Genomic DNA, 26,578 nt, shown 5'->3' on the forward strand with positions numbered 1-26,578 from the left:
TGGTCCCCACTGTAATAGCGAAGTAATCAATATACGGCGTATCTTCCGAATCGAGAAGGAAGGACATAACAGGCTATTCGTTTATTGCTTTTTCCATTTCGTCGATATTATCGACACCTTTTTTGTAATACTTATACGCTTCTTTCCATTCGTCTTCGTCATACGATCTCGCTTCTTCAAAGTAATAGATCGTTTCCGTCATCCAATCGTGTACGGCGTCGAATTGTTCAACGTAAGGTTCAAGCTGATAAAGTCCACTTAAAGAATTACGTGAACCTTCTTCAATAGCCTCGTAGCCCGTCAGGTTATCTCCTTCTTCTGCTTTTTCTTCAAGTGCTCCTGATTCGATAAGGGATTTTTTCTCTCCTTCATATTCATCTAAACCTTTCAACGGTCTTCCTGCGTTTTCTTCAAATATTGAAGGATAAAACGCCATTTCATGATTCACTCTATATTTTAATGCCCCTAATGCTTGCGTACCATACGGCTCAGGCTTGTCTTCCTGCGATAATGTATCGTAATTAATCCAGGAATAAGTATATGTTTCTTTTGTATCTTTATAAAAAATCATCGAATTATCATAAACAATTACATCTTCATAATCGTCTTCAGGCCGCAGAATTTCCCCAAACCTTAATTCTGCTTCCTCATTACTTATGCGGCCCTTTTCGGGAAGACTAAACATTGTCATCGTTTCGTGTAGCTGTTCATAACGTTCAGACGTTTCTTGAGAACTTGATGCCAGTGTCTCCTCTTCGTTATTGCTGGAAGAATCATCTGAAGATCCCTGAGCTTCCCTTGCGGATTCTTCACTTGAACCGCTGCCGGTTTCATCCGGTGCACCGCAGGCGGATAATGCTAATAACGATGAAAGGCCAACCATAATTAATTGCTTATTCATATAATGAAACTCCTTTGTACTATCCTTCAAATACTTGCATGAACATTTTCATCACTCTAATGTCTGGTAATTGTGTTCAACATTACCATAATGGTTCGTCATTTTTAAATGAGCAACAGCCTGGCTGCTATTCAAATTTTGGTACCACTATCATAATGAAGATTTTTTCATCGTTCAGGCTGCTTCCCCTTAAATTTTTTTATGATAGAATCTATATGAAATGTTCATCATAAAATGCTTAAAAAGTGAGGATACACAATGATTGCAAAAACGGAAGAAGATTTTCAGGGATTACAGGAAATTGGTGAAATATGTGGAGCGATTCGCGATAAATTAGTTCAGGCAGCTGAACCGGGTATTACCACAAAGGAACTCGACGATATTGCAGAAGAGCTTTTTGAACAATCAGGAGCTCAATCTGCTCCAAAGGGAGTGTACGATTTCCCTGGTCAGACGTGCATCAGCATCAATGAAGAAGTGGCGCACGGAATTCCGGGCGAGCGGGTCATTCAGGAAGGAGATCTCGTCAATATCGACGTTTCAGGCTCGAAGAATGGTTATTTCGCCGATACCGGGGTTTCCTTTGTGGTCGGTAATGCTGAACCAGCTTTACAAAAAATTTGCGACGCTGCGAAAGAAGCTTTTGATGCCGGCCTGGAGAAGGCAAAGCCAGGATCGAAAAAAAGTACTCTCGGAAAGGCAGTACACAATGTAGCTAAAAAGCACGGATTGACTGTCATCAAAAATCTTACCGGCCACGGTATTGGACGCTCAATTCATGAGCCGCCGGAGCATATTTTCAGCTACTTTTCCCGCTGGGACGATGAAATTTTTAAGGACGGTACCGTCATTGCCCTTGAGCCCTTTATCTCTACATCTGAAGAGGAGGTTTTCCAGTCTGACGATGGATGGACCCTTTTGACTGATGACAGCTATGTGGCTCAATACGAGCATACAATTATTCTTACTAAGGACGGACCGGTTATTACTACATTGTAAAAGCGCAGTTCTTCTTTATTAACTGCTGCGGGCAATTCCCCTCCTGGTTTATGTCTAAATTCCCGCTGATACGGGAACAGGCTACTATTATCCAGTTCAGGAGGTACATTATGGCAGCAAAACAAACAGTCAGTTCCTTTTTATACGACTGCCTTGAAAAAGAAGGCATTACAGAAATATTCGGCGTACCGGGCGACTATAATTTCGCTCTGCTGGATGAACTCGAAACTTACAGCGGCATACGTTTTGTCGATAACCGGAATGAGTTGAATGCCGGCTACGCCGCTGATGGATATGCGCACGTAAAAGGGCTCAGTGCCCTGATCACCACGTTTGGTGTTGGGGAATTGAGCGCTTCCAACGCTGTCGCCGGCGCCTACAGTGAACATATCCCTTTAATTCAAATTGTCGGATCCCCTGCCTCTTCCATGCAGGAAAATGGTGTTAAAGCCCATCATACCCTGATGGACGGCGACTACTCGGTATTTCTGCGTATGCAACAGGAAATCACGTGCTACGCAGTGAAAATCACTGCTGAAAACGCCACCGCAGAAATCCCGAAAGCTATCGCTTCCGCTGTCCGTGAACGAAAGCCAGTCTATATTGACGTCCCTCAGGACGTAGCAGCCACTTCCATTGAAATGCCGGGAGTGCAGCAGGAGCTCTCTTATACAAGCGATGAGCTGGTCGTGCAGGAGACCGCCCAGCTGATGAAGGAGACGATCGATCACGCAGAGAACGCAGTGCTGCTTGTGGATATTTTTACATCCCGCTACCATATGGAGAACATGATTTTACAGCTGGCGGAGCACTTAAATATTCCAACAGCCCAAATGATGCAGGGAAAAAGCGGATTTAATGAGCAGCACCCGCTGTACATCGGCATATACGGCGGTGCCTTTGGCAGCCAGCAGGTGCGTGATTACGTAGAAAGCGCCGATCTAATTATTACTGCCGGCCTGCTTGAATCCGACTTTAACATGGCGAAATTCACCGCCGATCTCCCAGTGGAGAAGCGGATTGACATTCAGCCGCAACACATTTCCGTTCAGAACAAAGCCCGTTACAATACCGCTGTCGAAGAAGTGATTGATGCCCTCACATTCATGGAGTGCCGTACATTTGAAAAACCAGGGTATTTTCCGTCCTTCTACGATTTTCCTTCCGAACATTATTCTGAACGACTGCTGGCGGAAACGTACTATCCAGTTATTCAAAAAATGCTGCGGCCCGAGGATATTGTTGTCGTTGAAACCGGCACCTTTTCCTACGGTCTGCCGCATGTACGTCTGCCTGAGAATACGCTGTTTATTTCCCAGGGATCGTGGCAGAGCATCGGGTACGCCCTGCCGGCAGCTTTCGGTGCCCAGCTTGCCGCTCCGGAGCGGCGCGTGCTTTTATTTATCGGGGACGGCTCGTTCCAGCTGACCGCCCAGGAGCTGAGCGCGATGGCCGAGCAGAATCTTAAGCCGGTGATTTTCTTTTTAAACAATGACGGCTACACTGTAGAACGTTATTTGAATACAGAAAATACACACGCCCGCTACAATGACATTCCGCGCTGGGACTACGTGCAGCTTGTGAAAAGCTTTTACCCCGATGCTGAAACGATAAGCGTCTCCACCTCTGCTGACTTCGAGGAGGCTGTCACACGGACCGATCAGAAGGATACACTTCATTTTATTGAAATGAACGTTGATGACCAGATGGACGCCCCGATCCACTTGAAGCGGCTTCGTGAATTTGCCGAAGGCGGCGGTTCATAGCAAATACGTAAAAGCCAGCCCATTATGATGACGGGCTGGCTTTTCTATACGAAATTAACGTTTGATCAGGGCCGACAATTCGCTTTCAAATACCTTTATATTCTTTTGATTGTATGTTCTGAGCATCACTGTAAGTATACCTTCCGTTTCTCTTTTTGCTTCTATCTTCGTCACTTCAGCATAAGCCCGCAGTTCGTCGCCCGGGTACACCGGCTTCATAAATTTAATATGATTCATCTCCGTACCTGCAACGACCTCTTCTCCGTACATCCCTGTTTCCACCCAGAGCTTGAACGTGATGCTGATCGTATGAATGCCCGAAGCAATAATACCGTTGAATCTTCCTGCTGCAGCTTTCTCTTCATCTATATGCATATATTGTGGGTCAAATTCGCGCGCGAACCGAAGGATATCCTCCTTCGTTACCCTGTACGCATCCGTTTCAAATATCTGCCCCAGGGTAAATGTATCAAGCTTCATTTTTCCCCTCCTTTCTCCGACTTCTTTAATTGGAGCACTTACATTAACAGCAGGTCTATATTAGCATACTTCCCCCTGGCTTATTAAAACCTTCGCCATTCTAAAAATTCTGCAGGCTTTTTAAAATAAATAGAGCATCTACGTTTAAACCTTTTAATTATTGGCTATAACATAAGCAGTACAACATATTGCATGGCGGGAATAACCAGATAAAAAGCTGAGTTATGAGCCAGAGAAGGGAGAGACCTCCTTTTTCTGGCTCTTTTTTTATGATTTTGGAAAGGAGGGCCAACCACCAGGCGCCAAGGCGGTATGTTGTTTTATTCATAGATCGGACGATACACATTTAATTAGACCAACTAACTATTTACTACAAAAAGGGGTTATTCATTTATGTTTTTTCACCGTAAAGAACTGCAATTTCACGCGAAACCAGATCGTCCGGATCCCGTCTTTGCCAAAAAGCTGCAGGAGATTCTCGGCGGCCAGTTCGGAGAAATCTCGGTAGCGATGCAGTACATGTTCCAGGGCTGGAACACCCGCGGCAACGAGCAGTATAAGGATTTGTTGATGGATACCGGCACGGAAGAATTCGGCCATATCGAAATGATCGCGACCATGATTGCCCAGCTGCTTGATGACGCGCCTGTGGAAGAACAGGAAGAAGCAGCGAAAAATCCCATTGTCGAATCCATTATGGGCGACATGAACCCGCAGCATGCGATCGTTTCCGGACTTGGCGCTGTGCCTAAAGACAGCAACGGTGTCCCTTGGAACGCCGGCTATATTATTGCGAGCGGCAATGTGCTTAGTGATTTCCGCGCTAACCTTAACGCGGAATCGCAGGGACGCCTCCAGGTGGCCCGCCTGTATGAAATGACCGAAGACAAAGGTGTCCGCCAGATGCTTTCCTTCTTACTCGCCCGGGACACGATGCACCAGAACCAGTGGGCGGCAGCTATTAAAGAGCTCGAGCAGAAAGAAGGCTTTACGGCACCATCCACCGTACCGGCCCAATGGGAAGCAACCGAGTTTTCCCATCAGCTGATGAATTTCTCGGAAGGGGAGCAAAGCGCGAACCTCAACTGGCTGAAAGATAAAGCACCGGACGGCCAGTCCTTTGAGTATATATCCGAGCCAAAGGCCCATGGTGGCAAGCCGGAGCTGAAACCAGCCCCTGACTATATGCACAACACCCTTCCGGACATGGACAAAAAGTAAGCAGCACAGTTTATTTTATAAATTTCACCGATAAGGAAGAGATCTTTTTCTCTTCCTTATTTATTTATCACCAGATTAGTTATCCAAATCACCTACAGTTAAAAGGAGGTACCAATGACGAATACGTCTAAACAGAACGTTATTCCGCTTGCGATTTTGTCTACAGTCGTTGTTGGAAGCGGCATTGCCTGGCTTACAGTGAGGTCATCCAGCCAAGAAAAAGAAGCCGGTGAAAGCATTGATACGGAAGAAGTAAAAAACAGATTCCAGCGTTCCCTCGAGCTCTTTAAAACGACAGGTGTTCAGCTGCATACGATTTATGAAAAATACGGCAGAGATCTCATTTGGCAGCTTCAACAGATTCAGCAGGAATCGAAGACAATCGCCGACACCGCTAAAGAAGCCAGTGAAGAGATTGAGGATACTGTGCAAAAGGAAGGTAAGGAAGCTGTACAGGAAGTGCAGAAAACGAAAGACGAAGCCAAACAAAGTCTCTCCCGGGAGGACAAGAATCAGAACAGCTCCTACTCCCATAATCCCCACGGGCCGTTTGGATCTAATTAAAATATCCGGCTGCACAAATTACCAGTTTGAGAAGCCGCCGCCCATGTGTCCCGCTGGCGCTCAGGGTCGTATTCAACCATATACACAGCAGATACCTTTTTCTTCTTTTTATTTTACCGGCAGATAGTTATAAATCAGTGCCAGTGTTTACACATATTCCTGTACAAAAGCCATGGCTGCGGAAGCCATGGCTTTTTCTATTTCTTCGTTTCGGCTTCCACCTTCAATGCTTCAAGAATAAGGCTCTGCTTTCCACCATGTGCATACGCTTTTTTCCAGCAGTTACAGCATCCCCCGTATTGCTGCAACCGTTATTTCGAAGCTGCATTTATTTTCATTTCTGTTCTGTGAGTCGCTTTATTTTTATATGGCGTGTAAGCTTCCTTACATCGCGGTACGTATGCTTTGAATAATTACTTTCCACCGTGATACATTGTTCCGACAATAGTGTTTCCCGCTTACTAACGATATAAATGCATTAATAACGAATAACACTCAGTACGTCTATGTTTCGAAAGGGATGAAGAATTGTGCTCCCGCTTCCGCGCTGGCTGAAAATTGCTTTGATTTTATTAGCATTCGGCACTGTTTCTTACTTCACCCATTTTCATCTGGAGATCCGTCCGCCCGATATCCGTGACTTCGTATTGTCGTTTGGGTGGTGGGGACCGGTGATTTTCTTCATTATTTACACTATCGGCCCGTTTGTCTTCTTTCCCACCTCTGTACTGTCGCTTGGAGCAGGTCTTGCCTTTGGTGTCTGGCCCGGTGTTCTTTATATCATTATCGGGGCTACAGGGGCCGCCTCCACAGGGTATATTATGGCCCGGCTGTTTGGCCGCTCAGTATTAAAAATGGACAGCTTCTCCTGGTCGGAAAAGCTGTTCAATCAAATGGAAAAGCGCGGATTTTTATACATTTTTGTCCTGCGCCTCATTCCTATTGTGAGCTTTGACTTACTCAGCTACGCAGGTGGAATCGCCAGGGTCCGTTTCTCTTCATTTATTCTTGCCACCGTTCTGGGGATGATTCCTGGAACATTTGCCTACAGCTTTCTAGGTGCCAGTATTGCTTCAGGCAATATTTTAATATTCATCATTGCTGCGGCTTTATTTTTATTATTAATCGGCATCACGTATTATTTCCGGGAGCCAGTAAAACGGTGGCTCGGACTTTCTACTGACAAGCCTTAAAGTTATAAGGCTGAAATCGTTGACATGCCGGTGGTCTGGTCCGAAGCGTAAAAACCCATAGATTGAATGAATAGAAACAGGGGTATCCGGAGAGGGTATTCCTGTTTTCTCTTTCTGTATTTTCTTTAGAACAAAAAATGAAAGGATCGATAGTATGTCTATGAACTTATTTTCTCTGGCCCAACAAGTTGCCGTAGTTACCGGCGGCGGCAGCGGCATTGGAAAAACTATGGCCGAAACACTCGCCGGAGCAGAAGCCCACGTGGTTATTCTCGGCCGCACTCAAAGTAAAATTGAAGAAGCAGCTGACGAAATCAGGAGCGAAACGAATGCAGAAGTAACTCCTCTCACCTGTGACGTGACGGACAAAGAGCAGGTTTCGCAGACTGTATCGCGTATCATGGAGGACTTCGGCCGGATCGACGTGCTTGTTAATAATGCCGGCACCGCCGCTTATGGCAAGGTAGAGGATATAAGTGAAGAGGACTGGGAGCATGTGTTCAATACGAACATGAAGTCTGCGTTTCTCATGACCCAGGCCGTTGTTCCCCACATGAAAAAAGCCAATTACGGCCGCATTGTGAATACGGCTTCGGTGGCCGGCGGCGTAAGCTTGTTCTTCAGTTCTGTCTATGGCCCGAGTAAGGCAGGCCTTGTCCAATTTACCAAACAATTGTCGGGTGAGCTTGCCCCGTACGGCATTACGGTTAACGCGATCAGCCCATGGTTCTTTAAAACAGATTTTAATGCCAAATCCCTTGAAGACGAGGATTTTCGTCACTCCGTGGAACAGCGCACCCCCATCCAACGTACTGGTCGTCTTGACGAGCTCAAAACCTCTGTCCTGTATCTGGCTGCTCCCGGGTCGAGCTATGTCAACGGTCAGAACATTTACATTGACGGCGGCATGACTTCATTTGGGCTGTAACATGGCCACCCGCCTTTTAACTATGTGTACTCCGAAAATATAAATTTAAAAAGGAGCTTTTCGATGTCTGCAAACTCCATTTTTGCCTTTGATGTTTATGGAACTCTGTTTAATATTCAATCGATCGATGCCACGTGCGAGGAGCATTTCCCCGGTAAGGGGGAAAGCATCGGCCAGCTTTGGAGACAAAAGCAGATCCAGTATTCCTTTCTCCGTCAGGCAATGGAAAAATACGTCCCCTTCTCTTCTGTTACCAAAGATGCGCTGCGGTTTTCTTTAGCTGCCCATCACGCCGAATGGGCCCAGGAAACTGAGCAAAAGCTGATGAAGGCCTACAATCATTTATCGCTCTTTGAAGAAAGCATGCATGTTCTGCAGAAGCTTAAAGAGCAGTCTGCCACCCTGATCGTGTTCAGTAACGGGTCAAGAGACATGCTCGAGCCGTTGCTTGAACAGGCCGGGTTAAACGACTACCTCGATTACGTCCTCAGTGTAGACGATATCAAACAATTTAAGCCTTCCCCGGCATCGTATCAGCTCATTTTAGATACCACCGGAGCGCCTCGTCATGAAATTACCTTTCTATCGAGTAATGGCTGGGACATAAGCGGCGCTAAAGCATTTGGCTTCACCACAGCCTGGATCAATCGAAATGAGCAGCCAACCGAAGAGCTGCAGCTGCCTCCGGATTATCACTACACCACGCTCCTGCCTTTAATCGAAAACTGATTTTTTTAAAACAAATCCACAAATATAAAATCCGCCCGGCCATGGCAATAACACGGCCCGGACGGATTTTTTCTTATGTAACGGGTATAAGATATATAACTTTCTCCCAGGCAGTATTCATTTGCCGCTTCATATGCATACAATATTATGTACGCCAGGGCTGCATTAATGGATCAAAGGCCTTTTGGTTAATCACTCTGTGCTTTTGAAATTTTCGGAAGTGAAAACCCTGGTTTTTCCCTATCGCCAGAAACTCTCCTCCCTTCATTTCTTTCCTCTCAAAGCTGAGCGCTCGTTTCATTATCACCCCGACCGAGTCGTGCGTTACATTATATTTTCATCCACGCGATGAATAATAAGGAGAGATGTTTCATGAGCCATCTATACGCACTGGTGCTCAACGCTTCTCTGAAAGCCTCCCCGGAGCCGTCTCATACAGAAGCTCTTTCGAATGAAGTGCTCGATATTTTAAAAAGTAAAGGTGTGGAAACAAAAACCATTCGTCTTGCTGATTATTATATTCCCTTTGGTATCAGCGGCGATATGGGGAACGGCGACGAATGGCCGCTGATCTTTGAACAAGTGCGACAAGCGAATATCCTAATAATCGGAACACCACTCTGGCTCGGAGAAAAAAGCAGCCTGGCCACACTGGCCATTGAGCGGCTCTACGGCAGCAGCGGTGATACCAACGCTGTCGGCCAGTCCATCTACTACAACAAAGTGGGCGGTGTTGTCGTTACGGGAAACGAAGACGGAGCAAAGCACGCGTCAGCCGCTGTATTGTACGCCCTCTCCCATATTGGTTTTGTTATTCCGCCACATGTGGATGCTTACTGGGTCGGAGAAGCCGGCCCTGGCCCTTCCTATATGGACGGCGACGGACGAAAGAATGTATTCACAAAAAAACACGTAGAGATGCTTGCCTACAACACATGGCACCTGGCTTCGTTTTTTCAGGAACACCCTATCCCGCCGGAAGGCAATACGATGAATAAGTAATTATTAATTTCCAGCAGAAAAAACCCCTCTGTTCAGAATACAGAGGGGTTCTATGCTTATTTAACCGTTTATGCATCAGCGGCAAGCAGGCTTGTCACACGTTATTTACCTGTACAGCTGATAAGACCCGGCAAAAATTTTTCTTTAATTCCACACGGTGCATGAGTCTCGTTTAACGAGGTGATGAGGCACAATGGTATGCTGAATATCTTTGTTGCTTGAATGCATTAAATTCACTAAGTTCTCTGCTGCCCGCGCCCCTAAATCGAATATGTGAATATCCACCGTAGTAAGGGGCGGAGTGGATAGCTCGGAAAGCATAAAATTATTAAAGCTGACAATGGAAACGTCGTCCGGCACCTTTTTGTTCATGTCCTGAATCATTCGCAGTACCCCAAAAGCCATCATATCGTCTGCAGCAATTATTGCAGTCGGCGGATTCGCAAGTGACATTAATTCGATAGCCGCTTCCTGTCCGCCCTCTTTGATTTCTTCCCGGTATACAACATATTCTTCCCGAAACGGAATCGCCCGCTTTTCCAGGGCATTTGCATATCCTTCTAAGTGATCTTTCGTTACCATCGAATTTTCATTTCCGCCGATAAAGCCAATTTTTGTGTGATTAAGGAGCAGCAGGTATTCTGTAAGCATTGCGCCTGCTTTCACATTATCATTATTAACGTAGGATATTTGATTTAACTGTTCAGAAGGACGTCCAATTAATACAAAGGGAAAATCTTTTTCTAATAGAAAAGGCATGATGCGGTCGTTCTCTTGAGAATACAAAAGAATTATACCGTCTACCCGGCTTTCCACCACCATTTTCACCACTTCATTGTAAATTTCATCCTCCGTCTGCCCAGTAGATAAATATAACCCTATATCCTTGTCATGTATTTCAGACGTAATCCCTCTGATCACTTCTGGAAAGAAGGGGTTTTGAAATGTCGACTGGGCCGACCTCGGCATAACAATACCTATAGTGTTCGTTGTATTTTTAACTAAGCTCCTGGCATGGTAATTCGGATTATAGTCAAGCTCTGTGATTGCTTCACGAACCCTGCGTGCTGTGCCGGGGCTAATTTTAGAGCTGTTAGCAATGACCCGCGATACCGTAGACGCCGCTACATTCGCACGTTTTGCCACATCTTTTATCGTTACAGCCACTAGGGGTCCCTCTTTCCTGCCAGCTCTCATGGTTTACCCTTTTGTCGCTCCAGAGGTGAGCCCTGAAATTAACCACCGCTGTAAAAGTAAATAAACCGTTGCAATTGGTACTGCAATTAAAACAGAACCAGCTGCAAAGCGAGTGAAATTATTTGAAAATTGGTCGTTAACAAAATTAAATAAACCAAGCGCCAGCGTAAAATTTTCTTCACTTCTTAGTATAATGCTTGGCAGCAGAAAATCCATAAATGGCGTCATGAAATTAAATAATGCCACTACAGCGAGTATAGGTTTTGCAAGTGGGAGCATAATTTTAAATAATACGGAAAAGTGTCCTGCTCCATCAATTCTTGCTGATTCATCCAATTCTTTAGGAATTGTATCAAAATATCCTTTTACAAGGAATGCATTCATCGGTATCGCTCCGCCTAAATATATCAAAATTAGTCCTAAAAGTGAATCCAGCAGCCCCACCGTATTCAATAAAATGTATAAAGCCACCATACCCATCAGAACAGGAAACATTTGCAGAATTAAAAATGTGTATATACCGTACTTTCTTCCCCGGAAACGATACCTTGAAAATGAATATGCAGTCAAAGCTACAAAAAATGTAGCTACAATAGAAACCGTAGCCGCAACGATAAGCGTGTTTTTATACCACGTCACATAATTACTTGCGGGATCCGTAAAAAGCCAAATGTAATGTTCGAACGAAAGGTTCTTTGGAATAATGCTCGAAGAATACAGGTTAGTGCCTTCGTTTAAAGACAATCCAAATGTCCAAAGCAGCGGATAAAAAATAATGATAAACATTACAGCTATCACTGCATAAATTCCAGTTACTTCTAAACGGGATTTCATACGTGCCGACATTACCTCTACCCCTCTTCTTGGAATGATTTTGTGCGCCTGAATTGAAGAATAGCAAATGCTGCAATCATCAGACCCATAATTAGTGATATGGCAGCCGCCATGTTAAACATATTATTCTGGAAAGTAAGTTCATAAACCCAGGAAATTAATATATCTGTTCCTCCGGCATTTTGTCCCCTCACTGCCGGGCCGCCTTCATTGAATAAGTAAATGATATTAAAATTATTAAAATTAAACGAATACTGCATGATCAGAAGAGGTGCCGTAGCAAATAATACGTGAGGCAGGGTGATAAATTGAAATTTTTGTAGCTTTGACCCGCCGTCGACATCTGCTGCTTCGTACCACTCTTTAGACACACTTTGCAGAACTCCGGTAAATAAAGCGAATACAAATGGAAAACCAAGCCATACCTGAATCATAATAAGAGCTGTACGCGACCATAGAGGATCTGTAAGCCATGGCACACTCTGCCCAAATAATGGTTCCATAATTCCCTGATTGATGGCGCCAAAATTATCATTAAACAGCGCTGCGAATATAAGGATTGTTACAAAAGCTGGTACTGCCCACGGAAGGATAAATACCGTTCGGATCAACTTTTTTCCTTTTATTCTTTCATCGTTTACGAAAACAGCGAGAACAAGGGCCAATATAATTTGAAGTGTAGTAGCAACAAATGTCCATACGAGTGTCCAGGAAAGTACAGATATAAAAGTTTCCCGCCAAATAGGTACATTGATAATGTTGAGAAAGTTTTCAAACCCTACCCATTCCAGCAGATTTCCGGGCGGTGCATTGTACCGGTCGTAATTAGTAAAAGCGAGTAATATCATAAAGAGCAGTGGAAAAACGACGACAAATATAAGCAGTAAAAAGCCAGGCGTTATAAGCGCATACGGAAAAATAGCGTCCCACCAGTTTTTAAATGCTTCCTTTACCGAGGGAAGGACCCAGCCTTCAGAAATCTTGACAGCGTCCTGACGGGCATCTACGAGGTTAAAAATGTAAAATCCTGCTCCAACCACTATTAGAAATAATGATAGTATTCCTTGAATAATTAATGCCCGGGAATCATCAAGCCCAGGAATAGTACCAAGTGTGCGCAAACCCCAAAGGCCTACACTAATGAACTGAAAAAAAGAGATAATGAATGCGGCCGCCATCAAAAAGAGAATTGTTCCTTTAATCCATCTCCTGTTATACCATTGCCCTGCCCCAGGGATGATACTTAAAAGTACAGCGAGACGTACACTGTGCCGGGACTGTTTATTATTATGTGAAAGTGCCCTTTCATTTTGCATAAGAACCCCCTGTGTAAATATTGAACGCGGGCTATCAGAAATGTTCAAAAGCCCGCGCCATCATTTGAAAGCCTATAGTTATTCCTGCAGTTCAATCTCCTGCTCTATTTCGCCTTCAGCTTCTTCAAGCACTTCTTTTGCGGCAGCTCCTTCTGCGATGTATTCATGCGCGTCTGCCATTGGGTCCCATACCTGCGTCATTTCCGGCACGTTTGGCATTGGCTCTGCATGTCTGGTCTGTTCAGCAAATCCTGCAAAATATTCGTCTTCCTGAATGAGATCTGACTCCACGACCGCTGTATTCGCCGGAACTTCTCCAGCGGTTTCAAAATATGTTTTTGAGCTTTCTTCATTGGTCATAAATAATGCCAGTTCTTCCGCCCAATACTTACGGTCATCTTCGACGAAATTAGAGACCATCCATCCCTTTACTCCCGAGAACGAAGTTAGTTCTTCGCCGTCTTCTGTCGTTGGCAGAGTTGCTACACCCAGGTTTTCCTCACCAATTGCTTCTTCATAACCCCGCAGCGCCCACGGTCCGCTGACTACTGCTCCAACATCCCCGCTTTCAAACAAACCATTCATAACATCTGCAGTTATTCCTTGAGGAATATAACCTTCTTCGTACCACGAACCAATCATTTCTCCGCCCTCTACAGCTCCATCAGTGGCAAGTCCAATATCTTCCGTATTATAGGTTCCGTCTTCATTTTGCTCAAAAACGTATCCACCATAAGCTGTTACAAACGGGTAGGTGAAATAAAAATTGGCTGCTTCCATAAGAAACCCGTACTCATCATTGCCTGCATCCGTATGTTCCTCGGCTGCCTCTTCAAGCTCATCCAGAGTCTCCGGAGGCTCCTCCAAAATTTCTTTATTGTACAGTAACGCATAAGTTTCTGTTACCGAAGGGATTCCATAAAGCTCTCCGTCATATGTCATGGCCTGGACAGCTTCTTCCTGGTATTCCCCCAGCCTTTCATCATCTGCATCTAGCGGAGAGGCAAGTCCCTGAAGCTGAATATCGCCAATCCGGTCATGTGGCTGGAAGAATAAATCAGGACCATTACCTGCCGGACCATCCAGAGAAATTTTTTCTGTTTGTCCATCAAAGTCCTGGCGCGCTATTTCAACTTCAATACCTGTTTCTTCAGTGAAGTTTTCTGTAATTTCTTTATATGCGTTTACCTGCCGGTCATCATCATTTGCCCAAATTTTTAAGCTTTCTGGTTTATCCGGCTCTTCATTTCCCGAACTGCCACCGCTTTCTTCAGCACCTCCATCTCTGTCGGGTGCACATCCTGTGAGTATAACTGCTCCGCTTAAGAAAGGAATCGCCAGCCATCTAAGTCTTTTCTTCATGTCATTTCCCCCTACTTTAGTTATGAAAGCAAACGTTTGCATAAACGTTTTTATGAAATCGCTTTCAAATTTAATCTTATTATATTTGTGTTAGATATAAAATGCAATAGCAAATAAAATAAAAAAGGGCAAACGTTTGCAAATTTATATACAATGCTTGGATTTTCATATTAAAGGGCGTCCCGTAATATTTACAGAACGCCCTTTTCTCTTTATTTATAAAATACCAAGCGTGTTCAGCAGAATAACGACAATCACGGAGATGATCGGAATCAACACAGCGACAACAAAAATGTCCTTATAGCTGTCTTTATGGCTCATGCCTGTAATTGTTAAAAGAGTCAGGACAGCCCCATTATGTGGAAGGGCGTCGAGTCCACCTGAAGAAAGTGAAGCGATACGGTGAAATGCTTCAGGGTCGATCCCTGTATTCATCGCTATCTGATAGTATTCTTCCCCCAGTGCTTCGAGTGCAATCCCCATTCCTCCCGACGCGGATCCTGTTGATCCGGCGAGAATGTTAACTGCTACAGCTTCGGAAATTAATGGATTTCCGCGCACCCCCATCAGTAATGAGGTTAACTGGTCAAACCCCGGCACTTCCCTTACTACACTGCCAAAACCAACAGCAGCACTCGTATTAATGATGGCAAGCACGGAGCCGCTCGCTCCGCCGTTAACAGCAGGCACAAACTTTTTAAATTTAGTCAGATTGAGAAGCATAATAAGTACTATACCTGTCAGAAGCGCCACCACAATGTCCCATCCGAGAAGATTCAGTGTTAAGAGCACTGTGATCAGCGGAAGTATCGACAGCATGAACGGTGGTGCCTTCTCTTCTTTTTCCATCATGCTTTTGTCCTTAGGTTCAGTGAAACGCTCTCCTTTAGCCGTCATCTGTTTTTCGCGCCACCGTAAATAGAGATAGCCTCCCACCGCCATCACCAGAGCTGCGATAATGCCCATTAACGGCGCGGCAGCAGCACTTGTACGAAAGTATTCGATCGGAATCAGATTTTGAATCTGCGGCGTGCCCGGGAGTGCTGTCATCGTAAATGTAAATGCCCCCAAAGCGACGGTCGGCGGCAGCAGCCGGCGGCTGATATCTGCTTCCCTGAATAAGGAAAGAGCGAGCGGATACACAGCGAAAATAACCACAAACAAGCTGACACCGCCGTAAGTAAGTACCGCAGAAGCAACCAGGACGCCTAAAATCGCCCTATTCCTCCCAATGAGCTTTGTCAGCGCTACAGCGACAGAGCGTGCCATCCCGGTGTCTTCCATTAGTTTCCCGAAGACGGCGCCAAGCATAAATACCGGAAACCAGCTTTGCGCGAAATCGACGAAGCCGCTCATGTATGTGCCCGTATAAGCATCAAGCAGATCGAGCCCTCCGGTAAGTGCTACTATACCTGCTGCCACCGGAGCTACCCAGATGATGGACCAGCCTAAGTAGGCGAGAACCATTAATGTAATTAAGCCTAACAATATTCCAAGCATTATTTTACCTCCTTTTCTATCTTAAACAAACGCAGACTACTGCGCCGTATAACCTCCATCAATTAACACGCTCTGTCCGGTTACGCTTTTCGCCTGGTCCCCGGCTAAAAATAAGGCATAGTCTGCTACTTCCTGTGGATCGAGCAGACGCTTCTGCGGTACGAGCGGATAGATAACCTCCTCCAGGGCTTTTTCCAGCGTAACGCCCCGGTCTGCCGCCAGATCCTCCAGTTGATTACGGACGAGCGGTGTGTCGACGTAGCCCGGACAGAGGGCATTTACCGTGATGCCATGCTCTGCTCCCTCTAAAGCTGCTACTTTTGTAAGCCCGATCAGCCCGTGCTTTGCGCTGTTGTATCCCGCTTTTCCGGCAAACCCGATTACGCCGTTGATCGACGACATATTAATAATTCGGCCGTGCTTTTGTTCTTTCATAATAGGAACCGCTTTTTTCATCATGGAAAAAGGCGCTGTCAGCATAATTTTGGTCATTTTTTCAAATGTTTCGGTTGGGAAATCCTCAAGCTTTGCTACGTACTGCATGCCGGCGTTGTTAATGAGAATATCCACCCGGCCGAACTCTCGCAGCGTTTCCGCAAAAGCCTTGTCCACCGCATCTTCATTGGTAACATCACAGACCAGTCCAATACAGGTGAAGCCTTCATCTTTGATCTCACTGGCAGCACTCTGTACTTTGTTTTTATCTATATCTGTCAGTACTACCTTCGCATGCTGCCGGGCAAATGCTTTTCCGATTGCAAGCCCTATGCCGCTTGCTGCACCTGTAATAAATACCACTCTACCTTGAACCATTTGTATCACTCCTGATTAAATTTTTAGTAACCGCTTACAAAAACGAATTCTGTTCCAAATCCGTTTACTGTCTATATATTTGCAAAAACCATGCCAACATTTATTTGAATGCTTTTTGCTTCGAATTCCCGCCGCTAATGTATTCTTTTACAAGAACAGACTTAAAAAATAAAAACCATTCCAAAACAATGGAATGGTTTCCGCAAACATGGAAAAACCCGCTGTTATTCCAGGCTGTATTTCATGATTTTATTGTAGAGATTGGACTTTCCTACTCCGAGCAGATCGCAGGCTATCCGCTTATCACCCTCCGCTTCCTTCAGCGCCTGCTTTACCGCTTCCTTTTCTGCTTCAGCAATTACTTGTTTCAACGGTTTTATTCCGCTTTTCCGGTTCGCCTGCCCCGCCTCCGTCATGCGTGCAGGAAGATCACTCAGATGAATTGTTTCTCCTTCTGCAAGATGCACGGCTGCCTCAACCGTATTTTCGAGTTCCCGTACATTCCCCGGCCAAGAGTAATCCAAAAAGCGGTCAAGCACCTGCTGATCGAACGCCGTAATTCGTTTGCCCAGTCTTTCCGTAACTTTTTGGAGCATAAATTTGCTGAGCAGAGGAATATCCTCCGAACGGTCACGCAGAGCAGGCACCGTAATTGAAATAACATTAATCCGGTAGTACAAATCCTCCCGGAACTGCTGCCTTTCTATCAGCTGTTCGAGCGGCTGATTGGTTGCAGCAACCACCCGCACGTCCACCTGCCGTGGCCCTTGTGCACCAAGCGGCTCAAGCTCTCCCTCCTGAAGCACACGAAGAATTTTCACCTGGGTATTCAACGGCATATCCCCTATCTCGTCCAGAAAAATTGTCCCCTGGTCAGCCAGCTGGAATTTTCCCGGCTTTCCTCCTTTTTTTGCCCCGGTAAAGGCTCCTTCCTCATAGCCAAACAGCTCAGACTCAAGCAGATCACCCGGTATGGCAGCACAATTCACTTTCACAAAAGGCTTCGTGCTTCTTTCGCTCAGCTTGTGCAGGCCCTGGGCAAATAATTCTTTACCGGTCCCCGTCTCCCCGCGCAAAAGTACGGAGACGTCGCTTGAAGCTACCTTACGCACGTTTCTTTTTACTTCCTCCATCTCCGGGGACACACTGATCGCATCGTGCAGGGAATAAGATGTGCCATTCAGCTGCTCCACCTGCTTTTGATACGACTCGAGTTCCAGCATTAATGTTTTAATATGCTGATTCATCTCCGCCCATTCTTTTCTGTCCCGGAACATGACCAGTCCCAGCGCTCCAATAATACGGCTATCATCATATAAAGGTACGCGGTCGGCAATCATATAATTACCTCTAATGTACTGCATGTTTGCTTTCTCTGCTTCTCCCGAAGCAGCTACGATATGCATGCGTGTATTTTCAATCACCTCAGTTACATGGCGTCCGATCGCTATTGCGCTACTTGTGCCGAGAAAATCATAGTAGCATTCATTCATATACGTGATGACTCCCTGCTCATCGACAATGACGACACAATGGTGCAGACTGCCAAATAATATGTCGTAAATATGCTCCAGCCCTTCTAAATGTTTCATCTTTTCCACCCCGTTATCGCGGTTGACGTTTCTGATTAAATGGTAACGGTCCTGCGAATTTTTTCAATAGTCGCGGGACTTTTATTGAAAAAACATCCCCTGCAGCCGATCAGTATGCGCCGGCCCGGAGATGTTTTATATTTGTTCATATTAACGTTTTTATTTAAACTCTTTTCACGACGGTGGCAACGCCCTGGCCGCCTCCGATACATAAAGCTGCCAACCCCGTATCCGCCTGCTGGCGCTTCATCTGATGGAGCAGGGTCACGAAAACCCTTGTGCCGCTTGCCCCAATCGGATGCCCTAACGCGATTGCTCCCCCGTTTACATTCAGCTTCTCCGAATCGATATTCAAGTCTCTTTGCACAGCTAGTGACTGGGCGGCAAACGCTTCGTTTGCTTCAATCAGATCGATATCTTCCATCGGAGTGGAAGCTTTATCTAAAGCTTTTCGGATGGCCGGGACCGGCCCCAGCCCCATCACGCTCGGATCCACGGCAGCACTAGCGTTGCCGGCAATACGAGCGATCCCTGTAATGTCCAGCTCCTTCGCTTTCTTCTCACTCATGACAATAACCGCTGCTGCCCCGTCATTAATCCCGGAGGCGTTGCCTGCGGTCACGCTTCCATCCTTTTGAAACGCCGGCTTTAATTTTTTCAGCTTTTCCACCGTTGTGTCACTTCGGATATGTTCATCATCCACTATCTCGATGGGATCTCCTTTTCGCTGAGGCACATGGACGGCCACGATTTCTTCTTTGAACAGCCCATTATCTCTCGCTGCTGCTGCCTTCTGCTGACTGGCTGCGGCGAACGAATCCTGTTCCTCGCGTGTAAAGCCGTATTCGTGATTGATGTTTTCGGCTGTCACACCCATATGATAGTTTTCCACTGCACACATCAGACCGTCGTGAAGCATGCTGTCCACCAGCTTCTGGTCTCCCATGCCAAAGCCGCTGCGCGCGTTCATCTGCAGGTACGGAGCCCGACTCATGTTTTCCATCCCGCCGGCAACGACGATTTCCGCATCGCCGGACAGCACGGCCTGAGCCGCCAGATGGACGGCCTTCAAGCCGGATCCGCACACTTTGTTAATGGTCATAGCAGGTACATTTTCAGAAAGACCGGCCTTTAAAGAAGCCAGCCTTGCCGGGTTCTGCCCAAGACCTGCCTGCAGCACGTTCCCCATAATGACTTCATCTACTTCTTCCTTCGGGACACCGGCACGCTCAAGTGCTTCTTCAATCACAAGTGCCCCCAGATCTACAGCCGGTACGTCCTTTAAGCTGCCCATAAAGCCGCCCACCGGAGTCCGTACCGCTCCTCCAAGCAGAACCTCTTCCATCTTCATTGTTTCCCCTCCCGGTCTATCAGAGCTTCATCAATTGTAAAAGAAGCTTCTGTATACTGCTCTACTGTTTTTACATCTGCTCCGTTCAATACTTCTCTCAGCACCATGCCCGATGGCGTAAAATCAAAAACCGCCATATCTGTAATCAACCGGTCCACTACTTTTTCGCCGGTCAGCGGGAGAGCACATTCTGATCGGATTTTTGATTCTCCTTCTTTGTTCGTATGAGTCATGATGATAACTACTTTTTGCGCTCCCTGCACGATATCCATGGCACCGCCCATGCCTTTAACCATTTTTCCCGGGATCATCCAGTTTGCAAGATCTCCCTGCGCGGAAACCTCCATGCCCCCAAGAATTGCGAGATCAATATGACCGCCGCGGATCATAGCAAAGGATTCCGCGTTATCAAAAAAAGACCCTCCCTGTTTGACTGTTACGGTTTCTTTCCCGGCATTAATCAGATCCGCATCCACGTCTTCCTCCTCCGGATACGGTCCGATGCCAAGCAGGCCATTTTCGGAGTGAAGAAATATATTTTTCTCTGCCGGAATGTAGTTGGCAATCATGGTCGGCATGCCGATGCCCAGATTTACGATCGTGCCGTCTTCGATTTCCTTTACTGCCCGTTGTATAATGTTTTCTCTTTGACTACTCATTCTTTTCATCCTCCTTTTATGCCTGCTGGACCGTTTTTCGTTCGATACGTTTTTCATACGATGCTCCGACAAGCAGATGCTGAACGTACAGGCTCGGCGTATGGATAAAGTCCGGATCTAGTTCACCGACGTCAACCAGCTCTTCCACCTCTGCGATAGTGAATTTCCCTGCCGCTGCCGCCAGCGGATTAAAATTACGGGCTGTTTTTCGGTAAATGAGGTTTCCATAGGCATCGCCCTTCCATGCTTTTACAAGAGCCGCATCCCCCTGAATAGCTTCTTCAAGAATGCACTGCCTGCCGCCGATAACCTTATGCTCTTTACCTTCAGCGATCGGAGTTCCTACCCCGGTCGGCGTGTAAAAGCCGGGAATACCAGCGCCGCCTGCCCGGATACGCTCTGCAAGCGTTCCCTGAGGCACAAGTTCCACCTCGAGTTCCCCGTTTAAGTACTGCTCTTCAAAAATTTTATTTTCTCCTACGTAGGAGGCCACCATTTTATTAATCTGTTTATTTTCCAGCAGCAGTCCAAGCCCCCAGTCGTTGACACCGCAGTTATTACTGACTACTGTTAAATTCTTCGTTCCCTTTTCAGCCAGCGCCTGAATGGCTTTTTCCGGAATACCGCAAAGGCCGAACCCTCCGACAATCAGCGTAGCACCGTCCTGAATGCGGGCAACGCTCTCTTCAAAAGATGTCTGTATCTTCGTCATTGTATAAACCCCTTTCAGTCCTTTAATTGGTAACTCCACTTTACTAATAGCGCTTTCATAAGTAAAATAGATAAATAATATAAATTTATTACTAAATGGAATAAGAGGTGACGCATGGATATCAAACAGCTTCGTTTTTTCCTCGAAGTCTGCAAGGAGCTAAGCTTCTCCCGGGCCAGCGAGAAGCTGCACATTTCACAGCCCGCTTTAAGCAAAACAATTCATCAGCTTGAAGAAGAAATCGGTCTCCGTCTGCTCGACCGCTCCACCCGTCACCTTTTCGTTACAAAAGAAGGCGAAATTATCCGCCAGCATGCCCGGAAGGTACTCCGCAGCGCAGAGGATTTGTGGCAGGAAGCAGAAGAAATTAAGCTGCATAAAAAAGGCAGCTTTACGTTCGGGCTCCCGCCCGTCATTGGCTCCAGCTTTTTCCCCGAAATTATTGCCGACTTCCGCAGAGCCTATCCGGAAGCCGGCATGCACATTGTCGAAGAAGGGGCGAAAATTATGGAGCAGTCTCTGCTCGAAGGAAATATCGATGTCGGTGTAGCCATTCTTCCAGTCGATGAAGAACAGTTTGAGGTCCGACAGATCATCGACCGGAAAATTCTTGCCGTCACTTCGGCGGATCATCCGCTTGCCGGCCGCGAAAGCATACAAATGAAGGATTTAAAGTATGAACCCTTTTTAATGTTTCAACAGGGATTTGCTCTGTACGACCGGGTCATGGAGTCATGCATCCAGGCCGGCTTTGAACCCGAAATTCTTTACGAAAGCTCCCAGTGGGACTTTTTATTTGAGAGTGCCATGGCGGGCCTCGGCGTCGCCCTCCTTCCCGAAACAGTTGTCCATAAAGCAAATACCAGTAATGTTTCCGTGCTGGCAGTAGACGATGAATTACTGCACTGGCGGCTGGCGCTCATCTGGCGGAAGCAAAGCTATCAGACGCAGGCCGCCCAGGCGTGGATCTCGTTTGTGGAAGAGGCTTTTAATTAATAATCCTTTTTTACTTTCATACACCTGTTCACGTGTCCCTAAAACACTAATCAGGTGTTCGGCTTTTCTTTTTGATATAATTCATAAGCAGTTTTATTTCATTTCTTTATGCTTATTTCATATGGAAAGGACGTTGCTTATGAAACAAACAATTTCTTTTTGGCTGGAGGCCGCTCGGGCAAGCTTTTTGTCCGTCATGCTAATGCCTGTCCTATTAGGGGCACTTGGTGCTTTCGCATGGAACGGGGTCTTTGAGCCGCTTTGGTTTATTATTACACTGATCGGGGCATTCAGCGCCCACTTGTTTTCCAACATGGTGAACGATTTGTGGGACTACCGTAACGGTGTTGATACAAAGGCACAGGATACGGCAAACGACGTTTCCACCAATTCCGGCATGCTGACAGGAGGCCGGGTCTCTGAAAAAACATTCGCGTCTGTTACATGGATGTTTTTCGCCCTCGCTCTTTTATGTGGTGTCATTTTAAGTATTGCCAAAGGGTGGCCGCTTTTGATACTGGCTGCCGCCGGCGGACTGCTTGCTTATTTTTATGTAGCCCCTCCCTTCAAATTCGGTTACCGGGGCAAGGGATACGGCGAAGTCGCCATCCTGCTTTCGTTCGGGGTGCTTCCCGTGATGGGAAGCTACTACGTGCAGACGGGATTTTTCGACGTTCGGGCCTTTTTTCTCTCTCTGCCGATCGGCATATTAACGACTATGGTGCTTTACAATCATCATTTTCTTCATTGGCGTGCTGACCGTGACTCCGGAAAAAATACGCTCGTCGTCGTACTCGGGGAAAAGAAAGGACTGCTTCTCTCGAAAGCCTTTACCCTGCTTGCGATGCTTACGATTCCCTTAGGTATTTTCGTCGGGGCGCTCCCCTGGTACGCTCTGATTGCCGTTATTTCTGCGTGGCCGCTCGCAAAGGCGTATGCCGCCCTTGAAGATACCAACCCTTCTGAATCTTATGGTCCGCTCATGGGGGCATCGATTAAAAGTACCGTTCTGTGCGGCTTTTTCCTGGCAGTGGCTCTTCTATTGCAGGGAATTTTTTAATCGCTCGGACACCCGCTTGTTCTGAATGACAGGCAGCTTCTATCATAATAGTGTACAATGTGGGAACGAGACTGCATTTTGTAATTAATTAGGAGGCTTTTTGATGAAAACTATTCGATGGGGAATTTTAGGTACAGCCGATATCGCCAGAAGAAAGGTGCTGCCTGCACTGCAGCATACAGAAAATGCCGAAGCATATGCGATCGCAAGCAGCAGCGACAAAGCCGGGGAACTCGCCGAAGCTTTTGATATTCCTAAGGTGTATCAAAGCTACGATGATCTGCTTGAAGACCCGGACATCGATGCGGTCTACATTCCTCTCCCCAATCACCTCCACAAGGAATGGAGCATCAAAGCTGCTAGAAAGCAGAAGCATGTATTATGCGAAAAGCCGGCAGCACTGACTCAGGCAGAGGCCGGAAAAATAAAAAAAGCCTGCGAAGAAAACGGCGTTCAGTTTATGGAAGCATTTATGTACCGGTTCCACCCTCAGCACCAGCTTGTACAAAAAATGCTTGCAGGTAATGCGATCGGAGACGTAGTGACGATGCGCTCATCGTTTACCTTCCCGCTGCAGCATACCGAGGGCAACATTCGGCTTCACTCGCAGGCTGAAGGGGGTGGAAGTCTGTATGATGTCGGCTGCTACTGCATTCATGCCATTCGTCAGGTTATGGGGGAACCGGAGCACGCGAAAGCTTTTTATTCATTTCATGAAAACGAACGCAGTGACTGGGCAGCTGCAGGAATTCTTACATTTCCGGACGGCAGGCTGGCCCATTTCGACTCCGGTATGAATGCGGCCCTCCGAAACGAATACGAGGTGGTTGGAACGAAAGGTGTGCTTCGGGCCCACCAGGCGTTTGTGCCGACAGAACAACCGTGCAAAGTCTCTATTGAACTGGCAAACGGAGAATCCTACAGTGAAACGATCTCCGATAACTACTACATTACCGGTATGCAATCGCTCTCCCTTGGCCTCCTCGAGGGAAGAAGCTGGCCTTCCGATGGACTAGCGGAAAATGCTTCTGTGCTTGAGCAGCTTATTAATTCATAAAAAAACGGCCCGCGGTCTCCAATCAAAGGAGGCTGCGGGTCGTTTTTTGCTGTTATTCTATATACTTCCGTTCAATGGATTCCTGCACATTCATGATCGAAACTCTTGCCGTTAAAGCATCTCCTTCGCTGACTGATTTCCCTGTCACATCCACCAGTGAAAACTGCGAACTCGGTTTCCCTACTATCGAAACCGGTTCTTCTCCACAGAATATTTTCGCCGGGGGACGGACATAGGAACGCACATCCCGCAGAATATTAAAGGCGAGCTTTTTTAACGTATCGGACTGTTTCTCACGGGCAAAGTTAAAGCCGTGGGCTTCTCCGAGCGGAATAAGACCAACAGTCATTGGTTCATCCAACGGCTTTGTGTCTCCGTAGCCCGCTGTGCTCCCTGCTTCAATTTCCCTCGTTTCAAGAAGAGGTGTTTTCAGCTCAAACGTTTCTTCAAAACGCAGACCATTTCTGCTCGCCGCCTGCCCGAACATGGCATTGCCAATACGTATCATATTAAAGCCAAGGTTCGGATGTTTAACAGCTATCGCGCTGTTAGCCATGTGCACATACTCCGGATGGATTTGATAAATTTTTGTTATGATTTCTATACACTGCTTTAAGCGGTCACTCTGGGAAATAATCTTTTCTGCATGCCTGTTTGCGGCAAAATGAGAGTAAACGCCTTCCATTTTTACTGACTTTAATGCCTGGTAAACCTCCAGAAATGAGTTTAAATCCTTTTCATCCAGACCGAAACGGTTTAAAGAAATATTGATTTTTAAGTGGAAGGGATATGCCCCCACGTTTTTCTTCTCTGCCGCTTCATCTAATTTTTTCATTTTTTCAATCGTATCAACGGTTGGCGTCAGATTGTAATCGATTACACTTTCTGCACTGAAATAAGGGCCTAAAATTAATATGGGAGCCTTCACGCCGTTGTTTCGCAGTTCAACGCCTTCTTCCTCCACCCCTACCGCTAAATAATCAACTTCGTTTTCAATGTACTTGGCCATAGGCACCAGTCCATGGCCGTAGGCATTGCTTTTAACGATGCCTGCAAAAAATTTATCCGGCATCCGGTTTTTAATTTGATGAATATTGTTTCGTACAGCCTTTACGTTAATTTCAATCCATGAAGAATTCATCCATTACACGCCCTTCTATGTTGAATATTACTCTTTAAATCTGAGAATAATTTCATGCGTCTTCTGTTCTATACCTTTACGAGCCCGCTCGAAAACTACCTTTCTCTCATCTTTTTTAATATAAATGCATCTCCCTTCAGCTGTTATTCTTCTGAGGAAAAGCATTTGATTAAAAAGACCCCGGCGCGGGTATGATGATTAAGGTGTACAAACTTTTGTTTTCATCGAAGGAGGATCATATATGAGTAATTCAGACATTACCGCAGATCAGGCCGGCACATTCCGGATCGGCGGCGATATAGAAGTAAACCGTCTAGGATACGGCGCCATGCAGCTGACAGGTGAAGGAGTATGGAAGGAACCATCCAATCCTGATGAAGCCGTCCGGGTGCTCCGCCGGGCATCAGAGCTCGGAGTGAACTTTATTGATACGGCAGATGCCTATGGCCCGTTCACGGCGAACCGCCTCATTAAAGAATCTCTTCATCCGTATAATGATGACATGACGATCGCGACAAAGGTCGGCCTCACCCGTGCAGGCCCAAATGACTGGCGCCCTGTGGGACGTCCGGAATACCTGCGCCAGCAGGTGGAGCTGAACCTGATGGATCTTGGTCTTGAACGCATCGACCTTATGCAGCTGCACCGGGTAGACCCTGAAGTGCCGATTGCAGATCAGGTAGGCGAGCTGAAAAAAATGCAGGAGGAAGGAAAAATCCGTCACATTGGACTCAGTGAAGTGAATACAGAGCAATTTAAAGAAGCGCAAAAGGTAACTTTTATTGCTTCTGTGCAAAACCGCTATAACCTGGCCAATCGTGAATCCGAAGAAATGCTCGACTATTGTACTGATAATAATATTGCCTTTATCCCATGGTTCCCTCTTGCTACTGGGGAACTGGCCCAGGAAGGCGGACCGTTGGCTCAGCTGGCAGAGGAACACAATGCGAAACCAGCTCAGCTTGCGCTTGCGTGGCTGTTGAAGCGCTCTGACGTTATCCTGCCAATTCCCGGAACGTCCACAGTAAGCCACCTTGAAGATAATATCGCTGCAGCCGGCATCAAACTGAGCGACGAGGAATTCAATACGCTTACCAATGCCGTAGAGAACAGCAGCAGCTAAACCTTTTTATATAAGCTTTCAGCCGGCAATGATGCTGCATTGGCTGAAAGCTTTTTTAAACCAGGCAGGCGCCCTTGATTTT

The 26,578-nt window shown here is 46.4% G+C and carries 25 protein-coding genes; 12 read left to right on the forward strand and 13 right to left on the reverse strand.

Annotation, left to right across the window (positions count from 1 at the left end):
* Positions 1–73 precede the first annotated feature (73 nt).
* Positions 74–901: a hypothetical protein gene (locus ACTRXF_RS13800; RefSeq protein ID WP_474279532.1), complete on the reverse strand. Its 828-nt coding sequence runs from the start codon at positions 899–901 to the stop codon at positions 74–76.
* 258 nt (positions 902–1,159) lie between these two features.
* Between ACTRXF_RS13800 and map the strand changes: the two genes are divergently transcribed.
* Positions 1,160–1,900 carry a type I methionyl aminopeptidase gene (gene map, locus ACTRXF_RS13805; protein WP_474279534.1) on the forward strand — a complete coding sequence of 247 codons (741 nt, stop codon included), beginning with the start codon at positions 1,160–1,162 and terminating at the stop codon, positions 1,898–1,900.
* A 110-nt stretch (positions 1,901–2,010) separates the two neighbouring features.
* Complete coding sequence (locus tag ACTRXF_RS13810; protein ID WP_474279536.1) at positions 2,011–3,666, forward strand: alpha-keto acid decarboxylase family protein; 1,656 nt, start codon at positions 2,011–2,013, stop codon at positions 3,664–3,666.
* A gap of 54 nt (positions 3,667–3,720) precedes the next feature.
* Here the strand turns inward: ACTRXF_RS13810 and ACTRXF_RS13815 are convergent, their stop codons facing one another.
* The gene (locus tag ACTRXF_RS13815; RefSeq protein ID WP_474262714.1) at positions 3,721–4,146 is read right to left on the reverse strand and encodes a MaoC family dehydratase; all 426 of its coding nucleotides are present in this window, start codon (positions 4,144–4,146) and stop codon (positions 3,721–3,723) included.
* Positions 4,147–4,539: 393 nt separating this feature from the next.
* On the opposite strand from ACTRXF_RS13815, the gene ACTRXF_RS13820 reads away from it, so the two are divergent.
* The 6 genes from ACTRXF_RS13820 (at position 4,540) to ACTRXF_RS13845 (ending at position 9,783) form a co-directional block, all read left to right on the forward strand.
* Positions 4,540–5,367 (forward strand): manganese catalase, encoded by an 828-nt coding sequence (locus ACTRXF_RS13820; RefSeq protein WP_322527202.1) that lies wholly within the window; start codon positions 4,540–4,542, stop codon positions 5,365–5,367.
* Between the two features lie 114 nt (positions 5,368–5,481).
* Entirely contained in the window at positions 5,482–5,931 is a 450-nt protein-coding gene (locus ACTRXF_RS13825) for a hypothetical protein (RefSeq protein WP_474279538.1), read from the forward strand.
* A gap of 530 nt (positions 5,932–6,461) precedes the next feature.
* Positions 6,462–7,124 (forward strand): TVP38/TMEM64 family protein, encoded by a 663-nt coding sequence (locus tag ACTRXF_RS13830; protein WP_474262719.1) that lies wholly within the window; start codon positions 6,462–6,464, stop codon positions 7,122–7,124.
* A 154-nt stretch (positions 7,125–7,278) separates the two neighbouring features.
* Complete coding sequence (locus ACTRXF_RS13835; RefSeq protein ID WP_474279540.1) at positions 7,279–8,052, forward strand: SDR family NAD(P)-dependent oxidoreductase; 774 nt, start codon at positions 7,279–7,281, stop codon at positions 8,050–8,052.
* A gap of 63 nt (positions 8,053–8,115) precedes the next feature.
* Complete coding sequence (locus ACTRXF_RS13840) at positions 8,116–8,781, forward strand: haloacid dehalogenase type II (RefSeq protein WP_474279543.1); 666 nt, start codon at positions 8,116–8,118, stop codon at positions 8,779–8,781.
* Positions 8,782–9,153: 372 nt separating this feature from the next.
* Entirely contained in the window at positions 9,154–9,783 is a 630-nt protein-coding gene (locus tag ACTRXF_RS13845; protein WP_474279545.1) for a flavodoxin family protein, read from the forward strand.
* Positions 9,784–9,927: 144 nt separating this feature from the next.
* Here ACTRXF_RS13845 and ACTRXF_RS13850 read toward each other — a convergent pair whose 3' ends face one another.
* The 10 genes from ACTRXF_RS13850 to ACTRXF_RS13895 form a co-directional block, all read right to left on the reverse strand.
* Positions 9,928–10,950, reverse strand: a complete 1,023-nt coding sequence (locus ACTRXF_RS13850) for a LacI family DNA-binding transcriptional regulator (protein WP_474279547.1) — start codon at positions 10,948–10,950, stop codon at positions 9,928–9,930.
* A 33-nt stretch (positions 10,951–10,983) separates the two neighbouring features.
* The gene (locus ACTRXF_RS13855; RefSeq protein WP_091614322.1) at positions 10,984–11,826 is read right to left on the reverse strand and encodes a sugar ABC transporter permease; all 843 of its coding nucleotides are present in this window, start codon (positions 11,824–11,826) and stop codon (positions 10,984–10,986) included.
* A gap of 5 nt (positions 11,827–11,831) precedes the next feature.
* On the reverse strand, positions 11,832–13,130 hold the full coding sequence (locus ACTRXF_RS13860) for a sugar ABC transporter permease (protein WP_474279549.1): 1,299 nt from the start codon (positions 13,128–13,130) through the stop codon (positions 11,832–11,834).
* 78 nt (positions 13,131–13,208) lie between these two features.
* The gene (locus ACTRXF_RS13865) at positions 13,209–14,492 is read right to left on the reverse strand and encodes an extracellular solute-binding protein (protein ID WP_474279551.1); all 1,284 of its coding nucleotides are present in this window, start codon (positions 14,490–14,492) and stop codon (positions 13,209–13,211) included.
* A gap of 216 nt (positions 14,493–14,708) precedes the next feature.
* Entirely contained in the window at positions 14,709–15,992 is a 1,284-nt protein-coding gene (locus ACTRXF_RS13870; RefSeq protein WP_474262734.1) for a GntP family permease, read from the reverse strand.
* A 36-nt stretch (positions 15,993–16,028) separates the two neighbouring features.
* Positions 16,029–16,805, reverse strand: coding sequence for a 3-hydroxybutyrate dehydrogenase (locus tag ACTRXF_RS13875; RefSeq protein ID WP_474262736.1), 777 nt, complete (start codon positions 16,803–16,805; stop codon positions 16,029–16,031).
* 224 nt (positions 16,806–17,029) lie between these two features.
* Positions 17,030–18,397 carry a sigma-54 interaction domain-containing protein gene (locus ACTRXF_RS13880; protein ID WP_474262739.1) on the reverse strand — a complete coding sequence of 456 codons (1,368 nt, stop codon included), beginning with the start codon at positions 18,395–18,397 and terminating at the stop codon, positions 17,030–17,032.
* Positions 18,398–18,560: 163 nt separating this feature from the next.
* Positions 18,561–19,748: an acetyl-CoA C-acetyltransferase gene (locus ACTRXF_RS13885; RefSeq protein WP_474262741.1), complete on the reverse strand. Its 1,188-nt coding sequence runs from the start codon at positions 19,746–19,748 to the stop codon at positions 18,561–18,563.
* Positions 19,745–20,407 carry a 3-oxoacid CoA-transferase subunit B gene (locus ACTRXF_RS13890; RefSeq protein ID WP_474262743.1) on the reverse strand — a complete coding sequence of 221 codons (663 nt, stop codon included), beginning with the start codon at positions 20,405–20,407 and terminating at the stop codon, positions 19,745–19,747. Before ACTRXF_RS13890 ends, ACTRXF_RS13885 begins: the two co-directional genes overlap by 4 nt.
* Positions 20,408–20,423: 16 nt before the next feature.
* The gene (locus ACTRXF_RS13895) at positions 20,424–21,119 is read right to left on the reverse strand and encodes a CoA transferase subunit A (RefSeq protein ID WP_474262745.1); all 696 of its coding nucleotides are present in this window, start codon (positions 21,117–21,119) and stop codon (positions 20,424–20,426) included.
* Positions 21,120–21,233: 114 nt separating this feature from the next.
* Between ACTRXF_RS13895 and ACTRXF_RS13900 the strand changes: the two genes are divergently transcribed.
* The 3 genes from ACTRXF_RS13900 (at position 21,234) to ACTRXF_RS13910 (ending at position 24,232) form a co-directional block, all read left to right on the forward strand.
* Positions 21,234–22,115 carry a LysR family transcriptional regulator gene (locus ACTRXF_RS13900; protein WP_474279553.1) on the forward strand — a complete coding sequence of 294 codons (882 nt, stop codon included), beginning with the start codon at positions 21,234–21,236 and terminating at the stop codon, positions 22,113–22,115.
* Positions 22,116–22,254: 139 nt separating this feature from the next.
* Complete coding sequence (locus tag ACTRXF_RS13905; protein WP_474279555.1) at positions 22,255–23,175, forward strand: UbiA family prenyltransferase; 921 nt, start codon at positions 22,255–22,257, stop codon at positions 23,173–23,175.
* 103 nt (positions 23,176–23,278) lie between these two features.
* Positions 23,279–24,232 carry a Gfo/Idh/MocA family protein gene (locus ACTRXF_RS13910; RefSeq protein ID WP_474279557.1) on the forward strand — a complete coding sequence of 318 codons (954 nt, stop codon included), beginning with the start codon at positions 23,279–23,281 and terminating at the stop codon, positions 24,230–24,232.
* A gap of 52 nt (positions 24,233–24,284) precedes the next feature.
* On the opposite strand, the gene alr is transcribed toward ACTRXF_RS13910, so the two are convergent.
* The gene (gene alr, locus ACTRXF_RS13915; protein ID WP_474279559.1) at positions 24,285–25,373 is read right to left on the reverse strand and encodes an alanine racemase; all 1,089 of its coding nucleotides are present in this window, start codon (positions 25,371–25,373) and stop codon (positions 24,285–24,287) included.
* Positions 25,374–25,614: 241 nt separating this feature from the next.
* On the opposite strand from alr, the gene ACTRXF_RS13920 reads away from it, so the two are divergent.
* The gene (locus ACTRXF_RS13920; RefSeq protein WP_474279561.1) at positions 25,615–26,496 is read left to right on the forward strand and encodes an aldo/keto reductase; all 882 of its coding nucleotides are present in this window, start codon (positions 25,615–25,617) and stop codon (positions 26,494–26,496) included.
* Positions 26,497–26,578: the final 82 nt, after the last annotated feature.

It is taken from the genome of Marinococcus sp. LNHM3E3-2.2, from assembly GCF_056034385.1.